This is a genomic window from Staphylococcus sp. GDB20D11A (assembly GCF_016893255.1).
GTDB lineage: Bacteria > Bacillota > Bacilli > Staphylococcales > Staphylococcaceae > Staphylococcus > Staphylococcus aureus.
In genome coordinates this window covers 36,103-62,406 of the sequence record NZ_JAFEPJ010000002.1, presented here as the reverse complement: position 1 = coordinate 62,406, position 26,304 = coordinate 36,103, and the positions used below count along the sequence as shown (strand labels likewise).

The window sequence follows — 26,304 nt, the reverse complement described above, 5'->3', positions numbered from 1 at the left end:
AAATGGAAGATATCTATAAATTAATAGACGATATCAATCTACAAAAACTAGAAAATTTAGACTCTCGTGTTAATGAAGCAATAACTACTGACAACGATGACGCATTATTTATTCTAGGAGAGACACTTTACAATTTTGGATTAATGCCACAAGGTTTAGAAGTATTCCGCGTGTTATATCACAAATATCCAGACGAAAGTGAATTGCTGATTTATTTTATTGAAGGTTTAATGTCTGAAAATCAAACTGACGAAGCGTTAGAATATTTAAGTTATGTTGAACCATCACCTGAAAAGTTGATGTTAGAAGCAGATTTATATCAACAAATTAATATGATGGAAGTTGCTATTGATAAATTACAAGAAGCACTTGAACTAGAGCCAAATGATCCAATAATCCATTTCGCATTGGCTGAAATGTTATATTATGATGGTCAATATTTACGTGCTACCTCTGAATACGAAACTGTTTTAGAAACTGGTGAATATCAAGTTAATGGTGTAAACTTATTCTCTCGTATGGCAGATTGTAGTTTACAAAGTGGTAACTATAGTGATGCGATTCGCTTATACGATGAAATTAATGAAGATGAAATGACTTCAGAAGATTATCTTAAAAAAGCCATTTCTTACGATAAAAATGACATCACTCAAGAAGCAATTAAAATAATGACTACATTACTTTCTAAAGATCCTGATTATATTCAAGGCTACTTGTATTTACAATCATTATATGAAAATGAAAAAAATTATCCAGATGCCATTGAAACGGGTAAAGAAGGATTACGACTAAGTCAATTTTATAAAGAGTTAATGTATACAACTGGATGTTTGGAAATAGAACACGGCGATGCTAATGAAGGTGTATTATTGTTAAAACAAGCATTAGAGGTTGATAATGCTTACCAAGAACCTTTATTGATTTTAAGCGATTTATATCGTAATGAAGAAGATTATGAAGCAATCATTGAATTATTAACATATGTAGATGAAGAAGATTTGGATCCTACATTCATGTGGCATTTAGCGTTTGCCTATGGTCAAGAAGAGCGAGATAAAGAAGCTCAACATTTCTTTGAATTAGCATATCCAACGATGAAAACAAATATTGATTTTATGAGTGATTATTATTTCTATTTAATTGAAACTGGTCAAAAGGAACAAGCAATTACTATTTTAAATCAATTGTTGGAACTAGAACCAAGTAACGAAAATTGGCATGACGAATTATCAAGATTGCAATCTTAAAATGGGGTATTTGATGTCAGAGACACTCAATCAAATTAAAGAAAGTTTTATTGAATATTTACTTTTTCAATATCGATTTAAGTCGCGTATTGCAGTTTGGGTGCTTAACTATATAAAAGTGAATGAGGCGAAGTTGGCAAACATTCATTTTGTAGATACAAAAATTAATCATCATGAAACATTAGAAATTGCAGAAGTGGGAAGTCACGCTTCTGCAATTCAATTTACTAAGCGTAATATAAAGTTAATGAATACAAATGAAATATTTGATTATATCGCTAATCATAACTGTGCTTTTGATATTCAAATTCACTTCGCAAACGTGTCAAAGCGTGAGCAAAGGCTAGATGATTTAATAGTTGCTCAACTAACGGAATCGCCTAGCTATCAAACTTATCTTCATGATTTAAATAGTATGGCTATAGATCGGCATAAACATGCGTTATTAATAGATTACTTGCTACATAATATTGATTTAAGTTTACAGATGAATGAAAAGCAACGTTTTTATCAACTAACGCAAATTTTAAATACACTCAAGCTAGTAAATAAACATAATCAATTTGAGGACTTAGCAGATGACGATTAATACACTTTGGCAATATACACTTTATCAACGTTCTTGGTTAATGATGCTCCTCATTTGTAATATATTAGGGATGATTTATGGTTATATATGGTATGGTGAACAATTAAGTCATACGCCGTGGCAGTTTAAGATTTTTGTTCCAGATAGCCCAACTGCAATATTATTCTTAGTTATTTCTATCTCATTGATATTAATCCGAAAACAAAATAGTATTATCGATGCACTGGCATTTGTAACATTATTCAAATATGGGATATGGGCAGTTATTATGAATATATTATTTATTATTGAACAAGGGGATATTACAGTAAATGGCCTGGTATTAATGTTTTCCCACAGTATAATGGCTGTTCAGGCAATTTACTTCTATCCTAGGTTTAAACGTTCTATGATTGGAATCATTGTAGCGATGACTTGGGTATTTTTGAATGATTATATTGACTATTTTCACCTTCAATTTCCATATTATGATTTTATAACTACACATGTGTGGCAAATTGGTGTATTATCATGTTGTCTGAGTGTTTTTGGACTTTTGCTTTATATTGAATTAAACAAATTATTAAAGTGTAAATGATTTGATAAAAACTGCAAATGACAGTAAAATATTTATAAAGGAGAGTGAGTTTATTGTCTTCAATTTTTACTATGATAATTTATTTCGTAATATTAATGGTGCTTCCTTTATGGGCACAACACAAAGTTAAATCTAACTATGAGAAATATTCACAAGTTAGATCAACTAGTGGTAAAACGGGTCGTGAAGTTGCATTAGAAATTTTACATGCAAACGGTATTTATGATGTCGAAGTTGTTAAAGGTGAAGGATTCTTAACAGATCATTACGATCCTAAAAAGAAAGTTGTTTCACTATCTCCTGCAAACTATGACAGACCATCAGTTGCTGGAACTGCAATTGCAGCCCACGAAGTTGGTCATGCCATTCAAGATCACCAAGGATATTGGTTCTTAAGATTCAGAGCAGCATTAGTACCTGTTGCAAACCTAGGGAGTTCATTAAGTTATATGATCATCATGTTAGGTATTATCTTAACAGCGATAGGTAGTGCATTTGGTTCAACTGCTTTATGGATTGGTGCTGGTTTAATGTCATTAGCGGTATTATTCTCAATTGTTACGTTACCAGTTGAGTTTGATGCGAGTTCAAGAGCGATGAAACAAATTACGGCATTGAACATTGTAAATGAAAAGGAATACAAACATGCGCGTAAAGTATTATCTGCAGCAGCAATGACTTATGTTGCAGCAACTGCTGTCGCTGTAGCAGAGCTTGTACGTATTATCTTGCTTGCGCGTTCAAGTGATTAATCTTATAGATTAACAATTAACTTAAATTAGACACTTATTAACTAGCTTATCACATTTTGTGTGATTGCTAGTTTTTTTGTGCTTATTTTTCTAATGGTTGATTATTCACTATATTATTTTATTGTAGTGGTACGAATCATAAAGTTATAATCCCAATTTCAATTGATTTAATTTAGTTAGGAATGCATTACATTTATATAAACTGAATTATTAAACTACTAAAATAAACAATTTGTCATCTAGTTTAGCTAGAGTCAGTAAATTGCACTAAACATGCATGAGACTTCAAATTGATATATACTATATTAGAAATGCAATATAAGGAGAACGTAGAAATGAAATCAATGGTAGAAATGCAACGTGAAGTTGATGAATATATTGGACAATTTAAAACAGGATATTTTTCACCATTAGCTAACTTAGCTAGATTGACTGAAGAAGTGGGCGAACTTGCACGTGAAATAAATCATACATATGGTGAAAAAAAGAAGAAAGATTCAGAGGAAGCAAATACGATTAAAGCAGAATTAGGTGATAATTTATTTGTGTTGTTATGTTTGGCGAATTCAATGGGAATAGATATGACAGAGAGCTTTAATGAAACAATGGAAAAGTTTAATACAAGAGATAAAAATCGATTCGAAAGAAAGTGAATATAAAAATATTTGCTTTATTTGGATTTGATTAAGATTAAAATCATAGACCAATGAATTGCATCGCATGAAATCATATTATTTTTAAAGTAAGTATAACTAGATAAATGATTATATATACAACACCTGTTTTTTAGATATTTGAAATTATAAACTCAACATTACTATAAACTTAAATTTAAACAATTATCTACGCATCGAGAATAATAGAAAGAGAAATAGAAAGAAAGGATGGGCAAGCGAATGAAGATAGGTATAACATGTTACCCGTCCATGGGTGGTTCTGGAATTATTGCCACAGAATTAGGAATTAAATTAGCAGAGCGAGGTCACGAAGTACATTTTATCACTTCAAATATCCCGTTTAGAATAAGAAAACCATTACCGAATATGATTTTTCATCAAGTTGAAGTGAATCAATATGCAGTATTTCAATATCCACCGTATGATATTACGTTAAGTACTAAAATCGCTGAAGTTATTAAAGAATATGATCTTGATTTGTTGCATATGCACTATGCTGTACCTCATGCAATTTGTGGGATTTTAGCTCGTGAGATGTCAGGTAAAGATATAAAAATTATGACAACGTTACACGGTACTGATATTACTGTTTTGGGCTATGATCATTCACTCCAAGGTGCAATTAAATTTGGCATTGAAAAAAGTGATATTGTGACAAGTGTGAGTAAATCTTTAGCGCAAGAAACACATGAAATTATTGAAACTAACAAAGAAATTATACCGATTTATAATTTTGTACGTGAAAATGAGTTTCCAACTAAACATAACACAGCATTAAAATCACAATTTGGTATAGCACCAGATGAAAAAGTGTTAATACATGTATCGAATTTTAGACAAGTAAAACGCATAGATACTATTATAGAAACATTTGCAAAAGTACGTGAAAAGATACCTAGTAAATTAATTTTACTTGGAGATGGTCCTGAATTAGTGCCAATGCGTCAAATGACGAAAGAGTTAAACGTAGAAGAGGATGTTTTATTTTTAGGGAAACAAGATTGTGTAAGTGAATTTTACCAATTATCTGACTTAGTATTATTATTAAGTGAAAAAGAAAGCTTTGGACTAACTTTACTTGAGGCTATGAAAACAGGCGTCGTTCCAATTGGTTCAAATGCCGGTGGAATTAAAGAGGTTATTAAACATGGTGAAACTGGATTTGTCGTAGATGTGGGTGATAGTGATTCAGCGAGTGACTATGCTATCCGATTACTTGAAGATAAGGTGTTATACAACAAACTTCAGAAAAACATGCTAGCAGATATTGCTGAACGTTTTGGATCAGAACTCATTACAGATCAATATGAGTATTATTATCAAAAAATGCTAAATGAGCATAACAAAAGTAAAGGCGAGTAATAATATGGATAAATCATTATTTGAACAGGCAAGGCCTATATTAGAACAAATTCAAGACAATGGTTTTGAAGCATATTATGTAGGTGGCTCTGTAAGAGATTATGTTATGGGAAGAAATATTCATGATATAGATATCACAACAAGTGCAACGCCAGATGAAATAGAATCTATCTTTAGTCATACGATACCTGTAGGTAAAGAACATGGCACCATAAATGTAGTTTTTGATGATGAAAATTATGAAGTGACAACATTCCGGGCTGAAGAAGATTATGTCGATCACCGTAGACCAAGTGGTGTTACATTTGTTCGTGATTTATACGAAGATTTGCAACGAAGAGATTTTACGATGAATGCGATAGCAATGGATACAGCATACAAATTGTATGATTATTTTGATGGTCAACAAGATATTAATAATCGAATAATAAGAACTGTAGGTATAGCTGAGGAACGATTCCAAGAAGATGCTTTACGTATGATTCGATGTTTAAGATTCCAGTCACAATTATCATTTGATATTGCAACGGAAACATTTGAAGCGATGTGTACACAAATGGCAGATATTAAATTTTTATCGATTGAGCGTATAGTGATTGAACTAACTAAATTAATGCGAGGTATTAATGTTGAAGAGAGTTTTAATCATTTAAAATCGCTGAAAGCATTTAATTATATGCCATATTTCGAACATCTTGATATGAATCAAATTAATGTGACTGAACCAATTGATTTAGAATTGTTGATTGCTATAGTGTCAGTTAAATTTGATATTAATTACTCATTAAAGCCTTTAAAGCTAAGTAACCGACAAGCAAAAGATATCAATCAATATATTCAAATTATGAATGCATTATCAAGTATTATTACAAAAGAACAATTAAAAATGTTTGTTTATGATTATGATACGAATCTCATTAAAAATGTAATGGTTGCAGCAGACGTGTTAAAGGCAAATGATATTCAAGGACATGAACCATTAATCGTTAACCTTCAAACGATTGATGAAACATTACAACATTTACCTATGCATAATAGAAAAGACATGATGGTTAATGGGGGTGTACTTATGGCACATTTAAATGCCAAAAGTGGTCCGTGGTTAAAAGATGTGCTAAGACAAATTGAGATAGCGATTGTAACAGGTAAAGTAAGCAACGAAGAAACTGAAATTTTGAAATGGATGGATAATCATGTCAAAATATAGTCAAGATGTACTTCAATTACTCTATAAAAATAAACCGAATTATATATCTGGACAAAGCATTGCGGAATCACTTAATATATCGCGCACTGCAGTAAAAAAAGTGATTGACCAATTAAAGTTAGAGGGATGTAAAATAGATTCAGTAAATCATAAAGGACATTTATTACAACAGCTCCCAGATATTTGGTATCAAGGTATAATAGACCAATATACAAAAAGTTCTGCTTTGTTTGATTTTAGTGAAGTTTACGATTCAATAGATTCTACACAACTTGCTGCGAAAAAGTCACTTGTTGGAAATCAATCTTCATTTTTTATCTTGAGTGATGAACAAACGAAAGGTCGTGGGCGATTTAATAGACATTGGAGTTCTTCAAAAGGGCAAGGACTTTGGATGTCTGTCGTGTTAAGACCTAACGTTGCATTCTCAATGATATCTAAATTTAATTTATTTATTGCATTAGGGATAAGAGATGCGATTCAACATTTTAGTCAAGATGAAGTCAAAGTGAAATGGCCGAATGATATATATATTGATAATGGTAAAGTGTGTGGTTTCTTAACTGAAATGGTTGCTAATAATGATGGTATAGAAGCAATAATATGTGGTATAGGTATTAATTTGACACAACAACTAGAAGACTTTGATGAAAGTATCAGACATAGAGCAACAAGTATACAATTACATGATAAAAATAAATTAGATAGATATCAATTTTTAGAGAGATTACTTCAAGAAATTGAAAAAAGATATAATCAATTTTTAACGTTACCTTTTTCTGAAATTCGTGAAGAATATATTGCAGCTTCTAATATTTGGAATAGAACGTTGCTATTTACAGAAAATGATAAACAGTTTAAAGGACAAGCAATTGATTTAGATTACGATGGCTATCTAATTGTTAGAGATGAAGCGGGTGAATCACACCGTTTAATTAGTGCAGATATAGATTTTTAACACTAAAGCAAGGAGAGATAGCTATGGGTATGGCAACCTATGCCGTTGTGGATTTAGAAACAACAGGCAACCAATTAGATTTTGACGATATCATTCAAATTGGTATAACGTTTGTGCGCAATAACCAAATTATTGATACATATCATTCTATGATTAGAACAAATTTAGAGATTCCGCCATTCATTCAAGCGTTAACATCCATTGAAGAAAATATGCTACAACAAGCGCCATATTTTAATCAAGTTGCACAAGAAATCTACGATAAGATAAAAGATTGCATTTTTGTCGCTCATAATGTAGATTTTGATTTAAATTTTATTAAAAAGGCATTTAAAGATTGTAATATTCAATATCGTCCCAAAAAAGTTATAGATACACTAGAAATCTTTAAAATAGCTTTTCCTACAGATAAAAGCTATCAATTAAGTGAATTAGCGGAGGCACATGGTATTACCTTAGCAAATGCCCATCGAGCTGACGAAGATGCCGCTACTACTGCTAAATTGATGATATTAGCTTTTGAAAAATTTGAAAAGTTACCGTTAGATACTTTAAAGCAATTATATTATTTAAGTAAACAGTTGAAATACGATTTGTATGATATTTTCTTTGAGATGGTTAGGCAATATGATGCAAAGCCATTGGATAAATCGTACGAAAAGTTCGAACAGATTATCTATCGTAAGCAAGTTGATTTTAAAAAGCCGACAACAAATTATAATGGCAGCTTGAAGTCTTTATATAGCAAAGCTGTAGATCAACTTGGCTTAACATATCGACCGCAGCAATTATATTTAGCGGAAACTATATTAGATCAGCTCATGCATAGTGAAAAAGCAATGATTGAGGCATCACTAGGCAGTGGTAAATCATTAGCATATTTACTTGCGGCCTTGATGTATAATATTGAAACTGGGAAGCATGTCATGATTTCTACCAATACTAAATTACTGCAAAGTCAATTGTTAGAAAAAGATATTCCAGCAATGAATGAAGCGTTGAATTTTAAAATTAATGCACTATTGATTAAAAGTAAAAGTGATTACATTTCATTGGGACTTATTAGTCAAATTTTAAAAGATGACACAAGTAATTACGAAGTGAATATCTTGAAAATGCAATTGCTGATTTGGATTACAGAGACGCCGTCCGGAGATATACAGGAATTAAATTTAAAAGGTGGTCAAAAGATGTATTTTGACCAGAAAATTGAAACATATGTACCGGCACGTCACGATGTTCATTATTATAATTTTATTAAGCGAAATGCACAGAACATTCAAATTGGTATTACAAATCATGCACATTTAATTCATTCTGATGTTGAAAATTCAATATATCAATTGTTTGATGATTGTATAGTGGATGAAGCACATCGCTTACCAGACTATGCCTTAAATCAAGTGACAAATGAGTTGAGTTATGCTGATATTAAATATCAGCTTGGTTTGATTGGTAAAAACGAAAATGAAAAATTGTTAAAGGCAATTGATCAACTGGAAAAACAGCGAATTTTGGAAAAATTAGATATTGCACCAATTGATATTTTTGGCTTGAAGGCTAGTATGAATGAGATTCATGAGTTAAATGAGCAATTGTTCTCAACGATATTTACGATTATCAATGATTCTGATGTTTATGATGATGATATTCATCGTTTCCATAATGTATTTACTTTTGAAACAAAAGACATTTTGAAGGATTTACATGCGATTATCGATAAGTTAAATAAAACGCTAGAAATATTCAATGGCATTAGTCATAAAACAGTTAAATCATTACGGAAACAGTTGTTGTATTTAAAAGATAAATTTAAAAATATCGAACAAAGTTTAAAAGCTGGACATACTAGTTTCATTTCAATTAAAAATCTATCTCAAAAATCAACAATACGTTTATATGTGAAAGATTACGCTGTAAAAGACGTATTGACGAAACAAGTATTGGAAAAATTTAAATCACTCATTTTTATATCTGGTACTTTAAAATTTAATCATTCGTTTGATGCTTTTAAACAGTTATTCAACAAAGATGTTCACTTTAATACATTTGAAGTTAACACGTCGTTACAAAGTGCAAAAAATACAAGTGTATTTATACCGAGTGATGTAGCATCTTATCAATATAAAAATATAGATGAGTATGTAGCATCGATTGTAAGCTATATTATTGAATATACGACTATAACGTCATCAAAATGTTTAGTCTTATTTACGAGTTATAAAATGATGCATATGGTACAAGATATGCTAAATGAATTGCCAGAATTTGAAGATTATGTTGTATTAACACAACAGCAGAACCAAAATTATAAAATAGTACAACAGTTTAATAATTTTGATAAGGCCATACTGCTTGGTACGTCAACATTTTTTGAAGGTTTTGATTTTCAAGCAAATGGTATTAAATGTGTGATGATAGCGAAGTTACCGTTTATGAACAAGCATAATGCAAAATATTGGCTTATGGATTCTGAATTCACTTCAACTTTCAAGGAATATGTATTACCTGATGCAGTTACACGTTTTAGACAAGGACTTGGAAGATTAATTAGAAATGAAAATGATCGCGGCATAATAGTTTCATTTGATGATCGACTCATAAACAGTAATTATAAAAACTTTTTTGAACAAACACTTGAAAATTATCGTCAGAAAAAAGGCGATATTCAACAATTTGGAAAATTATTAAGACAAATTCAAAAAAAGAAAAAGTGAAATACAAAATAAAATTCTTGTAACATGACATGTGCTATGTTCTGTTACAAGAATTTTTGTTTGGTCGTCAAAATTTGAGTTTTATAATTAAACTTGAATGTTAGCACAAAAAACGACCTTCATACTAATAATATTGAGGCTTTATTATATATTTTGTATGAAACTGATGATTGCACTGTCTTAATATAAATTAATGTTCAAATCTGTGCTTAAATCATTACCATTTACACGTTATCTTTTAGTCTAGTTCTAGAACTTGAAAGCGGATTTTGTTAAAATGAATGAGTATTGTATAACGAAAAAATAAATAGGAGAATGGTTATGAAAACAACGATTAAACAAGCGAAAGATCATTTAAACCAAGACGTTACAATTGGTGCTTGGCTAACAAATAAACGTTCAAGTGGTAAAATCGCCTTTTTACAATTACGTGATGGAACAGGCTTTATGCAAGGCGTAGTAGTTAAATCAGAAGTTGGTGAAGAGGTATTCAAACTTGCGAAAGAAATTACTCAAGAATCATCTCTATATGTTACAGGCACAATTACAGAAGATAATCGTTCTGATTTAGGATACGAAATGCAAGTGAAATCAATTGAAGTTATTTCAGAAGCGCATGACTATCCGATTACACCTAAAAATCACGGTACAGAATTCTTAATGGATCACCGTCATTTATGGTTACGTTCTAAAAAACAACATGCTGTAATGAAAATTAGAAATGAAGTTATTCGTGCAACGTATGAATTTTTCAGCAAAGATGGATTTACAAAGGTTGATCCACCAATTTTGACAGCAAGTGCACCAGAAGGTACAAGTGAATTATTCCATACTAAATACTTTGATCAAGATGCGTTTTTATCTCAAAGTGGTCAGTTATACTTAGAAGCTGCGGCAATGGCACACGGAAAAGTATTTTCATTTGGTCCAACTTTCAGAGCTGAAAAATCAAAAACACGTAGACACTTGATCGAGTTCTGGATGATTGAAGGGGAAATGGCTTTCACAAATCATGCTGAAAGTTTAGAAATTCAAGAACAATATGTAACACATGTAGTAAAATCAGTTTTAGAAAATTGTAAACTAGAGTTGAAAATTTTAGAGCGTGATACATCAAAACTTGAAAAAGTTGCGACACCATTCCCTAGAATTTCATATGATGATGCAATTGAATTCTTAAAAGCAGAAGGCTTTGATGATATTGAATGGGGCGAAGATTTTGGTGCGCCACATGAAACTGCCATTGCTAATCATTATGATTTACCGGTGTTTATTACTAATTATCCAACTAAAATTAAGCCTTTCTATATGCAACCAAATCCTGAGAATGAAGAAACTGTATTATGTGCAGACTTAATTGCACCTGAAGGATACGGTGAAATTATAGGTGGATCTGAACGTGTGGATGACTTAGAATTGTTAGAACAACGCGTTAAAGAACATGGATTAGACGAAGAAGCATATAGTTACTACTTAGACTTACGTCGTTATGGTAGTGTGCCACACTGTGGATTTGGTTTAGGTTTAGAGCGTACAGTAGCATGGATTTCTGGTGTTGAACACGTTCGTGAAACTGCGCCATTCCCAAGATTATTAAACCGTTTATATCCATAAGTTTTAGGATCGTTACTTAAAATTTATATTATGATAATAAAAAGAATCGTCCAGCCTATATTAATAGCTGGGCGATTTATGCTTGGGAAATGTAGATTGATAACGGCTTTCATTAAGCATGAACAAACTTTTGTTTAGTAACTATATTTGGAAAATAAATAGCTCATCTGATTATACATAAAGTTCATTGTTAAAAACTAGTTTTAAAAAAATACTGTTATTTAAAATTTGTTTGCTACTAGTTAAATATATTAAGCATTTTAGTCGAAAATTAAAGAAAATGATTTATACTATTAAGTAATGGTTAAATTTAAAAGGGGGCACGAACATGGATAAATATCAATTAAAAGCAAGACCTGTAGTGATACGAAGAGAATTATTAGACCATTACAGTGACTTAGGTTTAGATGAGCAAGATTTAGTCATTTTGCTTAAATTGATTTATGCTTCCGAAACATCAAATAAACAGCCTTCAATTGAATTACTTCAGAAGGGCTCAACTATGCAACCACGTGATATTACAATGGTTATTCAAAATTTGATTCAACGTGAATTTCTAGAATTACAAGTTCAAAAAGATGAAGAAGGTAGATTTACTGAATATATGAATCTAGATCCTTTTTTCGAAAAATTAAGTCATATATTGAAGCAACAAAGTATGGAAACGAAAGAGCAAAATAGTAAAGAAAAATTTAAACAATTATTTAGAATTTTAGAGGATACATTTGCAAGGCCGTTATCTCCATATGAAATAGAAACGTTAAATCAATGGATTGATGTTGATAAACACGATACTACAATTATACAAGCGGCATTAGACGAGGCGAATAGTTTGAATAAACTTAGCTTTAAATATATGGATCGTATTTTACTTAATTGGAAGAAAAACAATGTCAAAACAATTGACGATTCTAGAAAAATAAGAGAAAAATTTAATAAACCGAAAATGACGCACACAGTTAAAACGGTACCTAAATTTGATTGGTTAAACGGGGAGAACCTTGATGGTAAGTAAGAAAAAAGCATTAGAAATGATTGATGTTATAGCAAATATGTTTCCGGATGCAGAATGTGAATTAAAACATGATAATCCGTTCGAATTAACTATTGCTGTATTATTGTCAGCGCAATGTACAGACGTTCTAGTAAATAGAGTAACAACTGAGCTGTTTAAAAAATACAAAACGCCTGAAGATTATTTGGCAGTCAGTGATGAAGAACTTATGAATGATATTCGTTCTATCGGTCTGTATCGTAACAAAGCTAAGAATATTAAGAAACTTTGTCAATCTTTGATTGATCAATTTAATGGAGAAATACCACAAACACATAAGGAATTAGAAAGTTTAGCAGGTGTAGGACGTAAAACTGCTAATGTAGTCATGAGTGTAGCATTTGGTGAACCTTCATTAGCTGTTGATACGCATGTAGAACGTGTTTCTAAACGCTTAGGTATTAATCGTTGGAAAGATAATGTGAGACAGGTAGAAGACCGTTTATGTTCTGTCATACCTAGAGATAGATGGAATAGGAGCCATCATCAACTCATTTTCTTTGGAAGATACCACTGTTTAGCCCGAAAACCTAAATGCGATATTTGTCCACTATTAGAAGATTGTAGAGAAGGACAAAAACGTTATAAAGCTAGTTTGAAAGAAGCGTGATAACATGACAAATATTACAAAAGAGGTATTTGATAATTTAGAACAAGAGATTGATGTATTTGCCAAAAATAAGACATTAGGTTCTAGTGAAGCAAAGCCATACTTGGATCAATACCATAGTAAAATTATTGATTATTTTAAGCAGGTTAATGACATAACTGGCAATATTGATTTTGATAATTTAAATCAATATCCTGTTGTGCCAATGAATTTTAAAGAAAGATATGATTATATGATTGAACGTAAATATCATTTTATGGGCTATCGACAAATGAAGACCTTTAAAACTGAATTGATTAAAATGAATGCTAGTTATCAAACAAGGTTAAAGAATAAGCAAGTATAGACAAGTTTGATCATTTCCTAATGTTGAAAAGATGTAAAACTAATTCATGCACACATATTTGTATTTATGTTAGATGTCGTGTCATTACAACGTCTTAATATAAAAAATGTCCATCTACATCATAATGGATATCTTGAGGTATGCTTTAAGATATCTATTTCGAATCGTAGGTGGATTTCTTATATCTATGATTGTGAAAATACGTTGCAAACATGTTGATATTTCACTGATTAACGTACACAGGGAATTGATAAACATATCAATTTAAAACAATGGCTAAGATGACTATGAGAAAATATAATCATAATTTTAAAAATGGGAACAAGCATTTTTGCAATATCAATAATTTTACATAGCTAAAGATGTGAATATGAAAACTATTTAGATGTTTCAAAATGTATGTGAATGACTGATTTTACGGTTTCTACTAATATAGCAATAGCGTATGAATTTAAAAAAATCCTCAGCTACACCATAAATATGGTATAACTGAGGATTTTATGTTGAGTGGATTAGTTGAATATACCTGTTAATCCACCGCTGTTTCTAGATTGTTGAGATCTAGTATTGTTATTTGATTGTGCAGTACCACTGCTGTTTGCTGATGTGTCACTAGTCACTACCACCGTGTGTACTACGATTTGTAGTGTTGTTATCTTGACTACCAGAAACATTGATTGATGGGATACTACCACTTACTGAGCTAGGACGTTTAAAGTCTTCGCCATCTCTAGATGAAATTTTTGACATCACATTTTCATATAAGAACTGTGGATATTCTTGTTGGCTATGTCCCACAAATGAGTTTTCACCATATTGTTTAACTTTACTGAAGCCCATCCACACTGACATAGTGTATTGAGGTGTAAAGCCGTTAATCCACACGTCTTTCGCTGCATTATCAGGTAAATTATATTGTGAATAAGTTTCAGCACCGTAAGTACCAGTACCTGTCTTAGCACCCATATTTACTCCAGATACACCATGGCCATATGCAGAACCATATGGTTTAAATGTACCTTTTAGCATCTCAGCTAACATGTATGCAGTGTAATCACTCATCGCTTTATGGCTAGTATGATCGTATTCGATTGTTTCACCATCACGAGTAACTACTTTTTGAATTGAATGCGCGTTGTTATAAGTACCACCGTTAGCGATTGCAGCAAATGCTGATGCTAATTGTGTTGGTGAGAATTCTGAAGCAGAACCACCAAGTACTTCAGATGGACCAATATCGCCTTCGTAGTTTAAGCCAAGTTTGGCAGCGAATTTCTTAGGTGCATCATTACCAGCATTTTGCTTAACTGATTGCCAAGCTTTTAAAGCTGGAATATTGAAACTTTGTCGTAAAGCATCATAAATTGATACAGTACCGTGACTCTTCACATCGTAGTTTCTAAATGTAGATCCATCAACTTGATATGAAGATTCATCTTGAATCGCATGGTTTGTTGCCCATTTCATATTTTCAATGGCAGGTCCATACGCTAAGAAAGGTTTTAAAGATGAACCAGTAGGGTGAGGATCTGTTGCTTGGTTTCTGTTAACGACATCTTTGAAATCACGTCCACCAGATATAGCAACTAAACCACCAGTTTTACTATCAAGAATCGTTGCACCAACTTGTTGGTCTTTATTCTTGTAGAAGCTACCATTATCAACATCATTTTGTAATGTTTTTTGAACATCTTTATCCATGTTTGTATAAATTTTAATACCACTTTGTAATACATTACCTAAATTTTCATCTTTGAATGCTTTATTATTCATTAATTCAGATTTTACAAAGTTAACGTATGAATTATACTCAGAATCTTGATTTGTATCAATGTTTTGACGTTCTTCAGCAGTACGATTTACTAAGTTCGCTTTTAAATCGATTTTCTTAGCATCTTCCCACTGTTTATCTGTAATGCGTTTATGATAATGCATTAAGTATAAAACAGTGTTTTTACGATCTTCAGCAGCTTTTGGATGATCATAAATATTATAGTTGTTTGGAACCTGAGGTAAACCGGCTAAATAAGCTTCTTCCGCTAAGTTTAAATCTTTTAAATCTTTATTAAAGTAATACTTAGCAGCAGCTTTAATACCTGTTACGCCATCAGAATAGTAAATTTTATTTAGATATACTTGGAAGATATCATCTTTACTATATTCTTGTTCTAAACGATATGATAAGTATGCTTCTTGAGCTTTACGTCCAATAGATTTATGTTGTGATAAAAATGCATCTTTAACAACTTGTTGTGTTAATGTTGAGGCACCTTCAGAACCAAATCCACCAGTCAAGTTCTTACCAATTGCACCGAATAAACGTTTATAATCAAGTGCGCCATGTTCGTAGAAACGATTGTCTTCAGTTGCAAGTACTGCGTCTTTCATTGATTTCGGCACGTCTTTTAAATTTACATGCTCATGTCTTTGGCCATTATCTAATGTTTTAACAAGTTCTCCGTTCTTGTCATATATCTTTGCAGGAATCGGATCTTGTAATTTAGCTTCGGTAAAAGCAGGTGCTTTCCAAGCATAATAAGCAAACAATAAGATACCTAGTAAAAGAACAACGAAAAATGCAATAATCATGAAGCCAATAATCTTAATAATCGTTCTCTTCACATTTCTATTCTTTTTTGAGTTGGATTTCCCACCATTATTACCATTTTTCTTAGGCTGAGAAGATCCTTTGTTTTCCGTCATACGCGGTCCTCACTTTCATCTAATATCAACTTATCAACTGCTTTTAGATAGTCTAATCTTGGTTGATACTGATAAGGAATATGGTAACCATTTTTTCGTATTTCATCAACTGTTATAGACTTTTTAATATTATCTTTATATCTCTTCCAAAATATTTCGAATTTTGAATAGGGTAAAAGATAAACTTCATCTAGCGTTTTAAAACGAATCATTAAAAACACAATACCTTTTTGTTGATATGCATTTTTCATATGTTCGACTTGATGGTCATGAATATTATTTAAAGGAAAGGACGTCTTGTTTTTAGTTTCCTTTGCTTCAAAATCAATATAATAACCTTGATAAACGCCGTTGTAATCAGTTGTTGAAGGTGTACGAAAATAAGCTTCGTTAATCACAGCTTTACTCCGTTTAGGATAGTTGACATTAACTATTTGTACTGGCGTAGGCTTTTTGTGAATAACTGCAATGTCGCTTTTAAGATAAAACGCATTTGAATGTTCGATATCTTTTTCAAGTGACATACCACGTCCACCATACTCAATATTACTAAAGGCAGCGGTCTTTTTCCCTCCGTCTATAGCACTATTTTTACGATATGGTTTACCATTTGGATAATTCATAAATTTCACCACACAAGTTTGGTAGTAAACGTTGTTTATTATACACAACATTATAGTGAAACACCAAACTTAAATTAGTATAAATGCGAAAGACACAATACACCAAAGCTTATTTTAACGTGATTTCAGCATTAACACAATAATATTATAATACATTTATCGTTAATGTTGGAATTTTACACACAATTTTAATTGATTGAAAAGTTTTGCTTATAAAAATGAATGCTCATTACAATATTTTTGAATTTTGTTATAAAAGTCAAATCATGCTCAGAAATTACTATTTTTGAGGCAAGTACAAGTATGTGTTGTTAATCAGCAGAGGTGTATTTGATTTAAATGATTTTATTAGATTAAAAGTATTTTCATCGTATAACAACATACACGATAAAATTTTGTATTTATATAGGAAGTTTTTAGATTTACTTGATTTAACAGATAACACATTTGAAAAAATAGTTAAATCAAATTATATAGAGTGTTAAAACATGACGAATACAGTATATTGTGATAAATTAAAAAATGTAGGAGGCGTCCTCATGAATAATGTAGTCGAATTACTAATTTATGAAGTTAACAACATGCAACAAAATTTTGAAAATGTGAAATCACAACAACAAGATCATGATTTTTACCAAACTGTAAAGCCATATACTGAACATATTGATAGCTTGCTCAATGAGATCAAATTACATCGTGAATTTATTATAGAAGTACCTTATATGAATTCAAGGAAATTTGAGCTACTGATTGCTAACATTGAACAACTTTCTGTCGAATGTCATTTTAAGCGAACAAGTCGAAAGTTATTTATTGAAAAGCTTAAAAGTGTTCAATATGATTTACAAAATATATTAGATGGCATAACTAAAGAGGGTACTTATGGTTAAAACAGTTTATGTAACAGGTTACAAATCATTCGAATTAAACATTTTTAAAGATGACGCACCTGAAGTACATTATTTAAAACAATTTATAAAACATAAAATTGAACAACTGTTGGATGAAGGATTAGAATGGGTGTTAATACAAGGGCAAATGGGTATAGAATTATGGACTGCAGAAGTTGTTATTGAATTACAACGAACATATGATTCGTTAAAGTTTGCTGTAATTACACCGTTCCAAGGACATACAGAAAAGTGGAATGAACATAATCAAAGTAAGTATGCTAACATAATTAAGCATGCAGATTATGTTGATAGTATTTTTCATACGTCGTATCAAGGTCCCTTTCAATTTAAACAAGCAGATCAATTTATGCTTGAACATTCGGATCAAACATTGCTCATTTATGATGAGGAACAAGAGGCGAGTCCTAAGTTCTTCAAGCAGATGTTAGTTGATTTTATGGATAAAACAAACTATACTTGTGATATTGTGACGTTCGATGAATTAACAGCATTCATCAATGACTTACAGTGGTCTGAAGATCAAAGTTTCTAATGAGGTGGAAAAAATGTCAGATGTTTCATTGAAATTATCAGCAAAAGATATTTATGAAAAAGATTTTGAAAAAACAATGGCTCGTGGCTATAGAAGAGAAGAAGTAGATGCATTTTTAGATGACATTATTGCTGATTATCAAAAAATGGCCGATATGAATAATGAAGTTGTAAAATTATCAGAAGAGAATCACAAACTTAAAAAAGAATTAGAAGAATTAAGACTACGTGTAGCAACATCTAGACCTCAGGACAATAAAAGTTTTTCTTCGAATAATACAACAACAAATACATCTTCAAATAATGTAGATATTTTAAAACGTATTTCAAACTTAGAAAAAGCTGTATTTGGTAAATAATTACTAAATACAAAAGTTTAACTGTCTTACTAATAATGACTATGTTATAATTTTAAAAGTGATATTTTGGGTAATCGCTATATTATATAGAGGAAAGTCCATGCTCACACAGTCTGAGATGATTGTAGTGTTCGTGCTTGATGAAACAATAAATCAAGGCATTAATTTGACGGCAATGAAATATCCTAAGTCTTTTGATATGGATAGAGTAATTTGAAAGTGCCACAGTGACGTAGCTTTTATAGAAATATAAAAGGTGGAACGCGGTAAACCCCTCGAGTGAGCAATCCAAATTTGGTAGGAGCACTTGTTTAACGGAATTCAACGTATAAACGAGACACACTTCGCGAAATGAAGTGGTGTAGACAGATGGTTATCACCTGAGTACCAGTGTGACTAGTGCACGTGATGAGTACGATGGAACAGAACATGGCTTATAGAAATATCACTACTAGTTTAGCTCTCCTAGATGATGGAGAGCTTTTTTCATGAAAAGAACACTTAAAATTAACGCCTTGTCTTGATATAATGACACTGCCTTGTTTTAAAATGATAAGCAAATGCGTTAATGTATCAGCGATTAAATTTGTTGGAAATGTATAAAAAAACACAAGCTAAGAATAAAATACCTGTATAAAAGGAGAATCATATATGTTTCAATTACTTGCAGTTTGTCCGATGGGATTAGAAGCTGTTGTTGCTAGGGAAATTCAAGAATTAGGCTATGAAACAAATGTTGAAAATGGCCGTATATTCTTTGAAGGAGACGCAAGTGCAATTGTAAAGGCGAATTTATGGTTGCGCACAGCAGACCGAATCAAAATTGTTGTTGGACGTTTTAACGCAACAACGTTTGACGAATTATTCGAACAAACCAAAGCACTCCCTTGGGAATCTATTATTGATAAAGAAGGTAACTTCCCAGTTCAAGGTAGAAGCGTTAAATCAACACTACATAGTGTGCCAGATTGTCAGGCGATAACTAAGAAAGCTATTGTTGAACGATTACGTCGCGCATATAATGAAAAAGGTTGGTTAAATGAATCAGGTGCGAAATACCCCGTTGAAGTTGCCATTTTAAAAGATAATGTATTATTGACTATAGACACATCAGGTTCTGGTTTGAACAGACGTGGATATAGATTAGCACAAGGTGAAGCACCAATTAAAGAAACGTTGGCAGCAAGTTTAATCCGTCTTGCAAACTGGAAAGGTGATACACCTTTAATTGATCCATTTTGCGGTTCGGGTACAATAGCTATAGAAGCTTGTTTAATTGCTCAAAATATCGCACCTGGTTTTAATCGCGAGTTCGTATCAGAGCAATGGAACATCATGCCAGCAAATATTTATGATGATTACCGTGATGAAGCGGATAAGATGGCTGATTATGATAAAGAAATCGAAGTATATGCTTCTGATATCGATCCTGAAATGGTAGAGATTGCTAAGCGTAACGCTGAAGAAGTTGGGTTGTCTGATATTATTAAATTTAGTGTAAAAGATGTCAATACATTAACAATTGATACAGAAGAACCGGTGGCGTTAATTGGAAATCCTCCATATGGTGAACGAATTGGTGATCGTGAAGAAGTAGAAGAAATGTACCGTTATATTGGTAAACTAATGAAACAACATCCATTTTTATCTACATACATTTTAACAAGTAATAAAGAATTTGAATATTTAGTAGATCGTAAAGCAACGAAGCGACGTAAGTTATTTAATGGATATATAGAATGTACTTATTATCAATACTGGGGTAAAAAGACAGAACGTAAAACTATTGAAAACTAAAATGTTTCTAATGCGTGACTAAAATTAGTAATAATTAAGTTCTCATGATAATAGGTATTTTTGAAAATGGAGGAGTCTATAAATGGGTAAAAAAATGGGTCTAGGTTTATCTATAGCATTGGTTGTTATTGGAATTGCCGTTGTATGTTTAATGATTTTTTCTAGTCAAAAAACGACTTATTTTGGTTATATGAATAGTAATACAAATGCAGAAAAAGTTGTCAGTGAAAAAGATGGATTAGTCAAACATAATATCAAAGTAGAACCATCAAATGATTTTAAACCGAAAAAAGGAGACTTTGTAAAATTAGTTTCTAAAGATGATGGGAAGACATTTTATAAACAAGAGATTGTTAAACATGATGACGTCCCACACGGTTTAATGATGAAAATTCACGACATGCATATGAATTAATAAAAAGCATCTATAACGTAATTTGGAAGAAGTAAAGTAATCTTCTTATACGTTTTAGATGCTTTTTTATCTGTCCGATTTATTATAGAACTCGTTTTAAGTAATTAGAGAGTCGAGAATCATTTTGTAAATTTCGTCAGTTCAAAACTTTAAGTGCATTATTGTTTAGCACGACGATCTTTAATATATAATATTAATTCAATTATAAATACTAGGATAAGTGATAATCCAAATAATGGCATTAATAGTCCTAATACAATTAAACATATAATGAGTGATATAGATGCTGGTTTTTTTACGCGATGTGGTACTTTTACTGCAGTATTTTTTGTACGCTTTATCCAAGAGACAAATCCCATACCAATGGCTACTAATAAAGCGATACATACAAATAAATTAATGATTTTGTTTAAAATACCGAATAAATGACCTTCGTGAAGCGGAATGCCCCATGTAAACCATTTAGCAATAATACCGTAGTCATCATATTTAATCGTACCTAGCTTTTTACCGCTATATTGGTCGAAATAAAGTGTTTGTTCCTTGTAAGGTGATACATCTAGCCCAGTAACACCTGAATTACTAGTATTAGATACAATAAAGGTACCATGTTTATCACTTGGATATACGATTGAAAAGGGCTTTTTAATACCAGATTTTTGCGCCTGTTCAACGACCTTATCAATAGATATTTGATAATCTAATTTGGTTTGAGGCATTGCTGCATTACCATGATGACTACTTGAACCTTTTTCGGATGAAGCTGGCTGTTTATTTTTACGTGTAGCCCAAGGTAATTCATTCAAATCTGATTTAGGTGGATTAATCGCTAATTCACCTTGACCAAGGTCACCGTTTGTGTCCATCATACCGGCAATTTTACTGCCCATAAAACCAGACCATGGCAATCCAGTTAAAACTAATACAAATACTGGAATTGCAATGATAATTCCAATCATTGCGTGCCACTTTTGCCAACGAAGTGCCTTACTTTTGTTAGAAATTAAATGCTTCTTAATGAGTAAATAAGTACCAGATAAAATCATGAATATCGTCCAACATGCGGTTAACTCGACTAAATAATTAATAATAGTATTTTCAGTAAACAAAGAACTATGTATACTTCGCATCACATTAGAATACGTATGTTTCGCATTTTGATCTGCAACAAATTGATTGTTATGATCTAGAAAGACGTAACGCTGATTTCCTGCCATATCACTCAGTGTAATTCGTTTGTTATATGGTTCATCAAGTATGCTAACTTTACTTACAAAGAATCCTTCATATTGTCGTTCAACTTGATGTACTGCATCATTCAATGTTTGATGCGTTTTGACATCACTGTCACCAAAAAACTCATTCTTATAAATATTATTTTCAACTTCTGGAAAGAACAAGTAACCAATGCCCGAAATGGTTAAAGTGATTAACAGTGGAGCAATAAATATTGCTGCATAGAAATGTAATCTTTGTAATGGATTAAATGTATTTTTCATATTTCCCTCCCAATTGGCTATTATACGGTGTCAATTCTGTGACGTGTGTGAACAAACTGTGACAATATTTTATTTTCTAGAAAAATTTAACGATGATTTGTGATTTTTAGAAAAATGAACTTTTAAGTTGGAATGTTTGAAGAAAATTGATTATTCGTATGTTTTATCAAGCAGCTATGATAAAATTTAAACATAATACAATGCGAGCCTTTTAACGATCTATGTTTAAATGGACATCGATATTGTATGAATTCGTTTTAACAAGCAAGCATTTCTATGTGAACGAACCAAAGGGGAAAGTAACATGATTAATAAAGAACAATTAGATCTTTTATATAAATTAAAAAAAGAAGTTGAAAAGTCGCGAAATGAAGCACTTTTACATACAATTAACCAAGTAATTAAGAAAGTATATTTGCAGCAATATACATGTTCGTTCGTTGGACATTTTTCTGCAGGTAAATCGACACTGATAAATTTATTAATTGAACAAGATATCTTACCAAGTTCACCTGTACCAACGACAAGTAATACTGCTATCGTGTCAGTTTCAGACAATCATGATATTATTGCTAATTTGCCGAATCAAACGTATGCCAAATTATCTAATTATGATGAAGTAAGGGAAATGAATCGCCAAAATGTCGACGTTGAATCTGTAGAAATTAATTTTCAATCAGCTAAATTTAAAAATGGGTTTACGTTGCAAGATACACCAGGTGTTGATTCAAATGTTGCATCACATCAGTCAATAACAGAACAATATATGTATACAAGTAATATGATATTTTATACGGTTGACTATAACCACGTTCAATCCGAACTTAACTTTAAGTTTATGAAGCATATAAATGATGTTGGAATACCTGTTGTGTTTATCATTAATCAAATTGACAAGCATCAAGACGATGAATTGTCATTCTCTACGTTTAAATCACGAGTTGAAAAATCAATTGCAGATTGGGGTATTAAATTAGAACGCACCTTTTATGTATCGAAATTTGATCACCCTGAAAATGAACTTGAAGTATTATCAAGTTATCTAATTTCATTAGATCAACATAGAGAGACAATAGAGGATTATACATCAAGAACGGTTGAATATATTACCGAAGCTCAGCTAGATTACATTCAGTCTGAAATTCAGGAAGTACTAGAAGATTTAGGTATCGAAGAAGCAGAGTTTGAACAAGCATTTTTAAATAGTCAACAACATCAAGCAATTAGTGAAGAGGCACAACTTTTAAATAATCCAGATGAATTAATGGCATTTTTAAAGAATAAGCGTAAAAATATTTTAGAAAATGCATACATTATGCCGCATAATATGAGAGAAATGTTACGAAGTTATTTGGAAAGTATGTCTCAAGACTTTAATGTTGGTGGACTTTTTAATAAAAAGAAGAAAAAGCTACAAATTCAACAACAGCGATTATTAACAGCGACAGATGCGTTACAAGAACATGTTAATCAACAAATTCGTCAACCAATGCGAGAAGATATGTCATTTGTTACGCGTTTTATCAATAAAAAAGAAGCTTCAGATAAAGTATTAAATCAGCATTATGACGTTAAGCCGGAAATGATTGAAGGTTTATATCAACCACAAACATCAATCAGCAATACTTATGTACTTACATTTTCAGACGAAGTGGTTAAAGCCATTAAGAAATATGTTGAACAACAATCAACACCGATTTTTAAAGAAATAATAGAAAATGTGCAGGCAGATGAATTACCAACAGAAGAAAGTGATGATTTAAAAGAATATCAACGTTATACAGAATTAAATGAGCTGCGTCAATCATTGACGACTAAGAATTATCGTCACTACTATATTCATTTAGATGAATCTCTAGATAAATTAGTAGATCGACAAGAGACAACATATCAAGTGGCTACTGATAATGCTCAAGATAATCGTGATAATCAGCAGCTAAATCAAAATACAGCTACAACAAATATGTCTATAGATATTCAAAAAGCACTTGATATAATTTCGGATGTGCCTTTGTTCAAGCGTACAAAGCAGGATATCCACGAAACATTAACACGTATAGATAATAAATTAATAAAAATAGGTGTATTTGGAACATTTAGTGCGGGTAAAAGTAGTTTGATAAATGCATTATTAGGCGAGCAGATTTTAGTCAGTTCTCCAAATCCTACTACAGCAGCTACTACAGAAATATCTTATGGAGATGAGAGTTATATAACGCTAAAATCACAATCGCAATTATTAGATGAAATTAATGCAGTAGTTGAATACCAAAATATGTCTTTTTCAACTATAGAAGACTTTATTAATTCAGATTTAGAAAAGTTAAAATCACATTTAAATAAAAATCAACTCGCTTTTGTTCATGCAGTTGAAAAACATTATAATTTGTATGTCAATATGTTGGAAAATGGAGAAAAACATGCCATTAATCAACAAGAATTGAAAAAGTGGAGTGCAGAAGATGAATACGCAACATTTGTAAAAACAGTACACATTGCATTAATGCATGATTGGTTAAAAGGTAAAATAATTGTTGATTCATTAGGGCTACACTCAAATAACCAAAGGCATACAAATGAAACCGAGCAAATTTTAACTTCTTCAGACTTAATATTGTATGTAAGTTATTTTAATCATTCATTTACTGATAATGACAAGGCGTTTATAGAACACATGAAAGATATGAACCAGTTGAACGAAAACCAAGCATTTAAAATGGTAATTAATGCTGCTGATTTAGCAGAAAGTCAAGATGATCTTGAAGCGGTTGAAACATATGTATCAGATGCATTAAGACAAGTACACTTACAATCAGACATTTTTGCTGTATCAAGTCGAAATGCATTGCAAGCTGAAGATAAGGGTATTGATCAATTAAAACAAAGCATACAACAATTTGTTGATGTTGAATCTAAATCAATTTTAGAACAACAAATGATTCATCAGCTTCAACAAATGGATCGTTCTTATGTAGAGATGATTACAGAATTTGAAACAAATAAAGCTGATATTTCACGTCGCCAACAAAGGTTAACAGTCTATAAAGATAAACAGCGTTTACAACATCAATTAATTGATGCGACGTTACAACATACAGACAACGAAGTTGAAGAACAAGTTTATCATTTAAATGCCCGTTTAAAACTACAACTACTTGACGATGTTAAATCAGTGTTTAATTCTCAAATGACGCAAAATAGTGATTTTAATGAAGAAAAGAAAGTGTCTACGAGAGTATACTTAGATCAAATTCATCAACGATTGTTTTTAGAGCAATCTTTAATTACAGAACGTATAAAAAAATACTTTAATAAGCAACTCACTGAGCAAATTGCACCAATCGTTCAACAATTAGCAAATTTACATGTCATTGTTAATCCTCAGTTTAACTTTGAATCAGCTAATATAGAGCAACCATTATTGCACATCGATTTCAACGATATGCTAAATGCATTGCCTAAACAATTAACAAAACGTAAAATTTTGAATCCAAATGGGCAAAGAGATATACATGAATCAATTTGTCAAAGTACGTTAAGATTATTACAACCACAAATGGGAATATTGAGGCAACAGCTTGAATTATATGTAAAGCAAATGGCTGTAGAAGCTGAATCGCAATTTGAAAGTTTTGAAGCTAATATTCAAACGCAAATAAACGATTTATTAGCATTTGATTTAGATACAACACTCATCAATCAATTGAAAGATAAACATCAACAACTGAAAACTATTTTATATTAAGAAAGAAG

At 31.4% G+C, this 26,304-nt stretch carries 22 protein-coding genes, 1 other RNA gene and 1 pseudogene; 21 read left to right on the top strand and 3 right to left on the bottom strand.

The window, feature by feature from the left end:
• Window positions 1–2 precede the first annotated feature (2 nt).
• From JV528_RS01185 to JV528_RS01125, 13 genes are all read left to right on the top strand, one after another.
• The gene (locus tag JV528_RS01185; protein WP_000389525.1) at window positions 3–1,247 is read left to right on the top strand and encodes a tetratricopeptide repeat protein; all 1,245 of its coding nucleotides are present in this window, start codon (window positions 3–5) and stop codon (window positions 1,245–1,247) included.
• Window positions 1,248–1,260: 13 nt separating this feature from the next.
• The gene (locus JV528_RS01180; protein ID WP_000005212.1) at window positions 1,261–1,836 is read left to right on the top strand and encodes a YpiB family protein; all 576 of its coding nucleotides are present in this window, start codon (window positions 1,261–1,263) and stop codon (window positions 1,834–1,836) included.
• On the top strand, window positions 1,826–2,413 hold the full coding sequence (locus tag JV528_RS01175; protein WP_069993905.1) for a DUF1405 domain-containing protein: 588 nt from the start codon (window positions 1,826–1,828) through the stop codon (window positions 2,411–2,413). Before JV528_RS01180 ends, JV528_RS01175 begins: the two co-directional genes overlap by 11 nt.
• 71 nt (window positions 2,414–2,484) lie before the next feature.
• The gene (locus JV528_RS01170; protein WP_031774998.1) at window positions 2,485–3,165 is read left to right on the top strand and encodes a zinc metallopeptidase; all 681 of its coding nucleotides are present in this window, start codon (window positions 2,485–2,487) and stop codon (window positions 3,163–3,165) included.
• Window positions 3,166–3,500: 335 nt separating this feature from the next.
• Window positions 3,501–3,818, top strand: a complete 318-nt coding sequence (locus tag JV528_RS01165) for a nucleotide pyrophosphohydrolase (RefSeq protein ID WP_000839926.1) — start codon at window positions 3,501–3,503, stop codon at window positions 3,816–3,818.
• Between the two features lie 243 nt (window positions 3,819–4,061).
• Complete coding sequence (gene bshA, locus JV528_RS01160) at window positions 4,062–5,204, top strand: N-acetyl-alpha-D-glucosaminyl L-malate synthase BshA (protein WP_065315720.1); 1,143 nt, start codon at window positions 4,062–4,064, stop codon at window positions 5,202–5,204.
• Between the two features lie 4 nt (window positions 5,205–5,208).
• On the top strand, window positions 5,209–6,411 hold the full coding sequence (locus JV528_RS01155) for a CCA tRNA nucleotidyltransferase (RefSeq protein WP_204177146.1): 1,203 nt from the start codon (window positions 5,209–5,211) through the stop codon (window positions 6,409–6,411).
• Window positions 6,398–7,369: a biotin--[acetyl-CoA-carboxylase] ligase gene (locus tag JV528_RS01150; protein WP_000049916.1), complete on the top strand. Its 972-nt coding sequence runs from the start codon at window positions 6,398–6,400 to the stop codon at window positions 7,367–7,369. The genes JV528_RS01155 and JV528_RS01150 overlap by 14 nt, the downstream gene beginning before the upstream one ends.
• Window positions 7,370–7,392: 23 nt before the next feature.
• Complete coding sequence (locus tag JV528_RS01145; protein WP_000525073.1) at window positions 7,393–10,086, top strand: ATP-dependent DNA helicase DinG; 2,694 nt, start codon at window positions 7,393–7,395, stop codon at window positions 10,084–10,086.
• A gap of 321 nt (window positions 10,087–10,407) precedes the next feature.
• Complete coding sequence (gene asnS, locus JV528_RS01140) at window positions 10,408–11,700, top strand: asparagine--tRNA ligase (protein ID WP_000858802.1); 1,293 nt, start codon at window positions 10,408–10,410, stop codon at window positions 11,698–11,700.
• A 328-nt stretch (window positions 11,701–12,028) separates the two neighbouring features.
• Window positions 12,029–12,715, top strand: a complete 687-nt coding sequence (locus tag JV528_RS01135; RefSeq protein WP_204177144.1) for a DnaD domain-containing protein — start codon at window positions 12,029–12,031, stop codon at window positions 12,713–12,715.
• On the top strand, window positions 12,705–13,364 hold the full coding sequence (nth, locus tag JV528_RS01130) for an endonuclease III (protein ID WP_000253768.1): 660 nt from the start codon (window positions 12,705–12,707) through the stop codon (window positions 13,362–13,364). The genes JV528_RS01135 and nth overlap by 11 nt, the downstream gene beginning before the upstream one ends.
• A gap of 4 nt (window positions 13,365–13,368) precedes the next feature.
• On the top strand, window positions 13,369–13,710 hold the full coding sequence (locus tag JV528_RS01125) for a YpoC family protein (RefSeq protein WP_000182033.1): 342 nt from the start codon (window positions 13,369–13,371) through the stop codon (window positions 13,708–13,710).
• A gap of 512 nt (window positions 13,711–14,222) precedes the next feature.
• Here JV528_RS01125 and JV528_RS01120 read toward each other — a convergent pair.
• A pseudogene (locus tag JV528_RS01120) lies at window positions 14,223–16,413 on the bottom strand (transglycosylase domain-containing protein).
• Window positions 16,410–17,036 (bottom strand): Holliday junction resolvase RecU, encoded by a 627-nt coding sequence (gene recU / locus JV528_RS01115; RefSeq protein ID WP_001108885.1) that lies wholly within the window; start codon window positions 17,034–17,036, stop codon window positions 16,410–16,412. Before recU ends, JV528_RS01120 begins: the two are co-directional and overlap by 4 nt.
• A gap of 305 nt (window positions 17,037–17,341) precedes the next feature.
• Between recU and JV528_RS14835 the strand changes: the two genes are divergently transcribed.
• From JV528_RS14835 to JV528_RS01080, 7 genes are all read left to right on the top strand, one after another.
• Entirely contained in the window at window positions 17,342–17,521 is a 180-nt protein-coding gene (locus tag JV528_RS14835; protein WP_001788819.1) for a hypothetical protein, read from the top strand.
• 54 nt (window positions 17,522–17,575) lie between these two features.
• The gene (locus JV528_RS01105) at window positions 17,576–17,926 is read left to right on the top strand and encodes a YppE family protein (RefSeq protein WP_204177143.1); all 351 of its coding nucleotides are present in this window, start codon (window positions 17,576–17,578) and stop codon (window positions 17,924–17,926) included.
• The gene (locus JV528_RS01100) at window positions 17,919–18,482 is read left to right on the top strand and encodes an SLOG family protein (protein WP_000241308.1); all 564 of its coding nucleotides are present in this window, start codon (window positions 17,919–17,921) and stop codon (window positions 18,480–18,482) included. Before JV528_RS01105 ends, JV528_RS01100 begins: the two co-directional genes overlap by 8 nt.
• A 13-nt stretch (window positions 18,483–18,495) precedes the next feature.
• On the top strand, window positions 18,496–18,840 hold the full coding sequence (gpsB, locus tag JV528_RS01095) for a cell division regulator GpsB (RefSeq protein ID WP_001286320.1): 345 nt from the start codon (window positions 18,496–18,498) through the stop codon (window positions 18,838–18,840).
• Between the two features lie 62 nt (window positions 18,841–18,902).
• Window positions 18,903–19,282, top strand: an RNA gene (rnpB, locus tag JV528_RS01090) — RNase P RNA component class B.
• 209 nt (window positions 19,283–19,491) lie between these two features.
• Window positions 19,492–20,637: a THUMP domain-containing class I SAM-dependent RNA methyltransferase gene (locus JV528_RS01085; RefSeq protein WP_000487150.1), complete on the top strand. Its 1,146-nt coding sequence runs from the start codon at window positions 19,492–19,494 to the stop codon at window positions 20,635–20,637.
• An 82-nt stretch (window positions 20,638–20,719) separates the two neighbouring features.
• The gene (locus JV528_RS01080) at window positions 20,720–21,052 is read left to right on the top strand and encodes a DUF4889 domain-containing protein (RefSeq protein ID WP_000516800.1); all 333 of its coding nucleotides are present in this window, start codon (window positions 20,720–20,722) and stop codon (window positions 21,050–21,052) included.
• A 158-nt stretch (window positions 21,053–21,210) separates the two neighbouring features.
• Here JV528_RS01080 and JV528_RS01075 read toward each other — a convergent pair whose 3' ends face one another.
• Window positions 21,211–22,551, bottom strand: a complete 1,341-nt coding sequence (locus tag JV528_RS01075) for a PepSY-associated TM helix domain-containing protein (protein WP_000798996.1) — start codon at window positions 22,549–22,551, stop codon at window positions 21,211–21,213.
• Between the two features lie 304 nt (window positions 22,552–22,855).
• On the opposite strand from JV528_RS01075, the gene JV528_RS01070 reads away from it, so the two are divergent.
• Entirely contained in the window at window positions 22,856–26,296 is a 3,441-nt protein-coding gene (locus JV528_RS01070; RefSeq protein WP_000608532.1) for a dynamin family protein, read from the top strand.
• Window positions 26,297–26,304: the final 8 nt, after the last annotated feature.

Excerpts from the sequence above, each read along its gene's own strand:
- JV528_RS01185 (WP_000389525.1), top strand. The coding sequence starts at position 3 with ATGGAAGATATCTATAAATTAATAGACGATATCAATCTACAAAAACTA.
- JV528_RS01180 (WP_000005212.1), top strand. The coding sequence starts at position 1,261 with ATGTCAGAGACACTCAATCAAATTAAAGAAAGTTTTATTGAATATTTA.
- JV528_RS01175 (WP_069993905.1), top strand. The coding sequence starts at position 1,826 with ATGACGATTAATACACTTTGGCAATATACACTTTATCAACGTTCTTGG.
- JV528_RS01170 (WP_031774998.1), top strand. The coding sequence starts at position 2,485 with ATGATAATTTATTTCGTAATATTAATGGTGCTTCCTTTATGGGCACAA.
- JV528_RS01165 (WP_000839926.1), top strand. The coding sequence starts at position 3,501 with ATGAAATCAATGGTAGAAATGCAACGTGAAGTTGATGAATATATTGGA.
- bshA (WP_065315720.1), top strand. The coding sequence starts at position 4,062 with ATGAAGATAGGTATAACATGTTACCCGTCCATGGGTGGTTCTGGAATT.
- JV528_RS01155 (WP_204177146.1), top strand. The coding sequence starts at position 5,209 with ATGGATAAATCATTATTTGAACAGGCAAGGCCTATATTAGAACAAATT.
- JV528_RS01150 (WP_000049916.1), top strand. The coding sequence starts at position 6,398 with ATGTCAAAATATAGTCAAGATGTACTTCAATTACTCTATAAAAATAAA.
- JV528_RS01145 (WP_000525073.1), top strand. The coding sequence starts at position 7,393 with ATGGGTATGGCAACCTATGCCGTTGTGGATTTAGAAACAACAGGCAAC.
- asnS (WP_000858802.1), top strand. The coding sequence starts at position 10,408 with ATGAAAACAACGATTAAACAAGCGAAAGATCATTTAAACCAAGACGTT.
- JV528_RS01135 (WP_204177144.1), top strand. The coding sequence starts at position 12,029 with ATGGATAAATATCAATTAAAAGCAAGACCTGTAGTGATACGAAGAGAA.
- nth (WP_000253768.1), top strand. The coding sequence starts at position 12,705 with ATGGTAAGTAAGAAAAAAGCATTAGAAATGATTGATGTTATAGCAAAT.
- JV528_RS01125 (WP_000182033.1), top strand. The coding sequence starts at position 13,369 with ATGACAAATATTACAAAAGAGGTATTTGATAATTTAGAACAAGAGATT.
- recU (WP_001108885.1), bottom strand. The coding sequence starts at position 17,036 with ATGAATTATCCAAATGGTAAACCATATCGTAAAAATAGTGCTATAGAC.
- JV528_RS01105 (WP_204177143.1), top strand. The coding sequence starts at position 17,576 with ATGAATAATGTAGTCGAATTACTAATTTATGAAGTTAACAACATGCAA.
- JV528_RS01100 (WP_000241308.1), top strand. The coding sequence starts at position 17,919 with ATGGTTAAAACAGTTTATGTAACAGGTTACAAATCATTCGAATTAAAC.
- gpsB (WP_001286320.1), top strand. The coding sequence starts at position 18,496 with ATGTCAGATGTTTCATTGAAATTATCAGCAAAAGATATTTATGAAAAA.
- JV528_RS01085 (WP_000487150.1), top strand. The coding sequence starts at position 19,492 with ATGTTTCAATTACTTGCAGTTTGTCCGATGGGATTAGAAGCTGTTGTT.
- JV528_RS01080 (WP_000516800.1), top strand. The coding sequence starts at position 20,720 with ATGGGTAAAAAAATGGGTCTAGGTTTATCTATAGCATTGGTTGTTATT.
- JV528_RS01075 (WP_000798996.1), bottom strand. The coding sequence starts at position 22,551 with ATGAAAAATACATTTAATCCATTACAAAGATTACATTTCTATGCAGCA.
- JV528_RS01070 (WP_000608532.1), top strand. The coding sequence starts at position 22,856 with ATGATTAATAAAGAACAATTAGATCTTTTATATAAATTAAAAAAAGAA.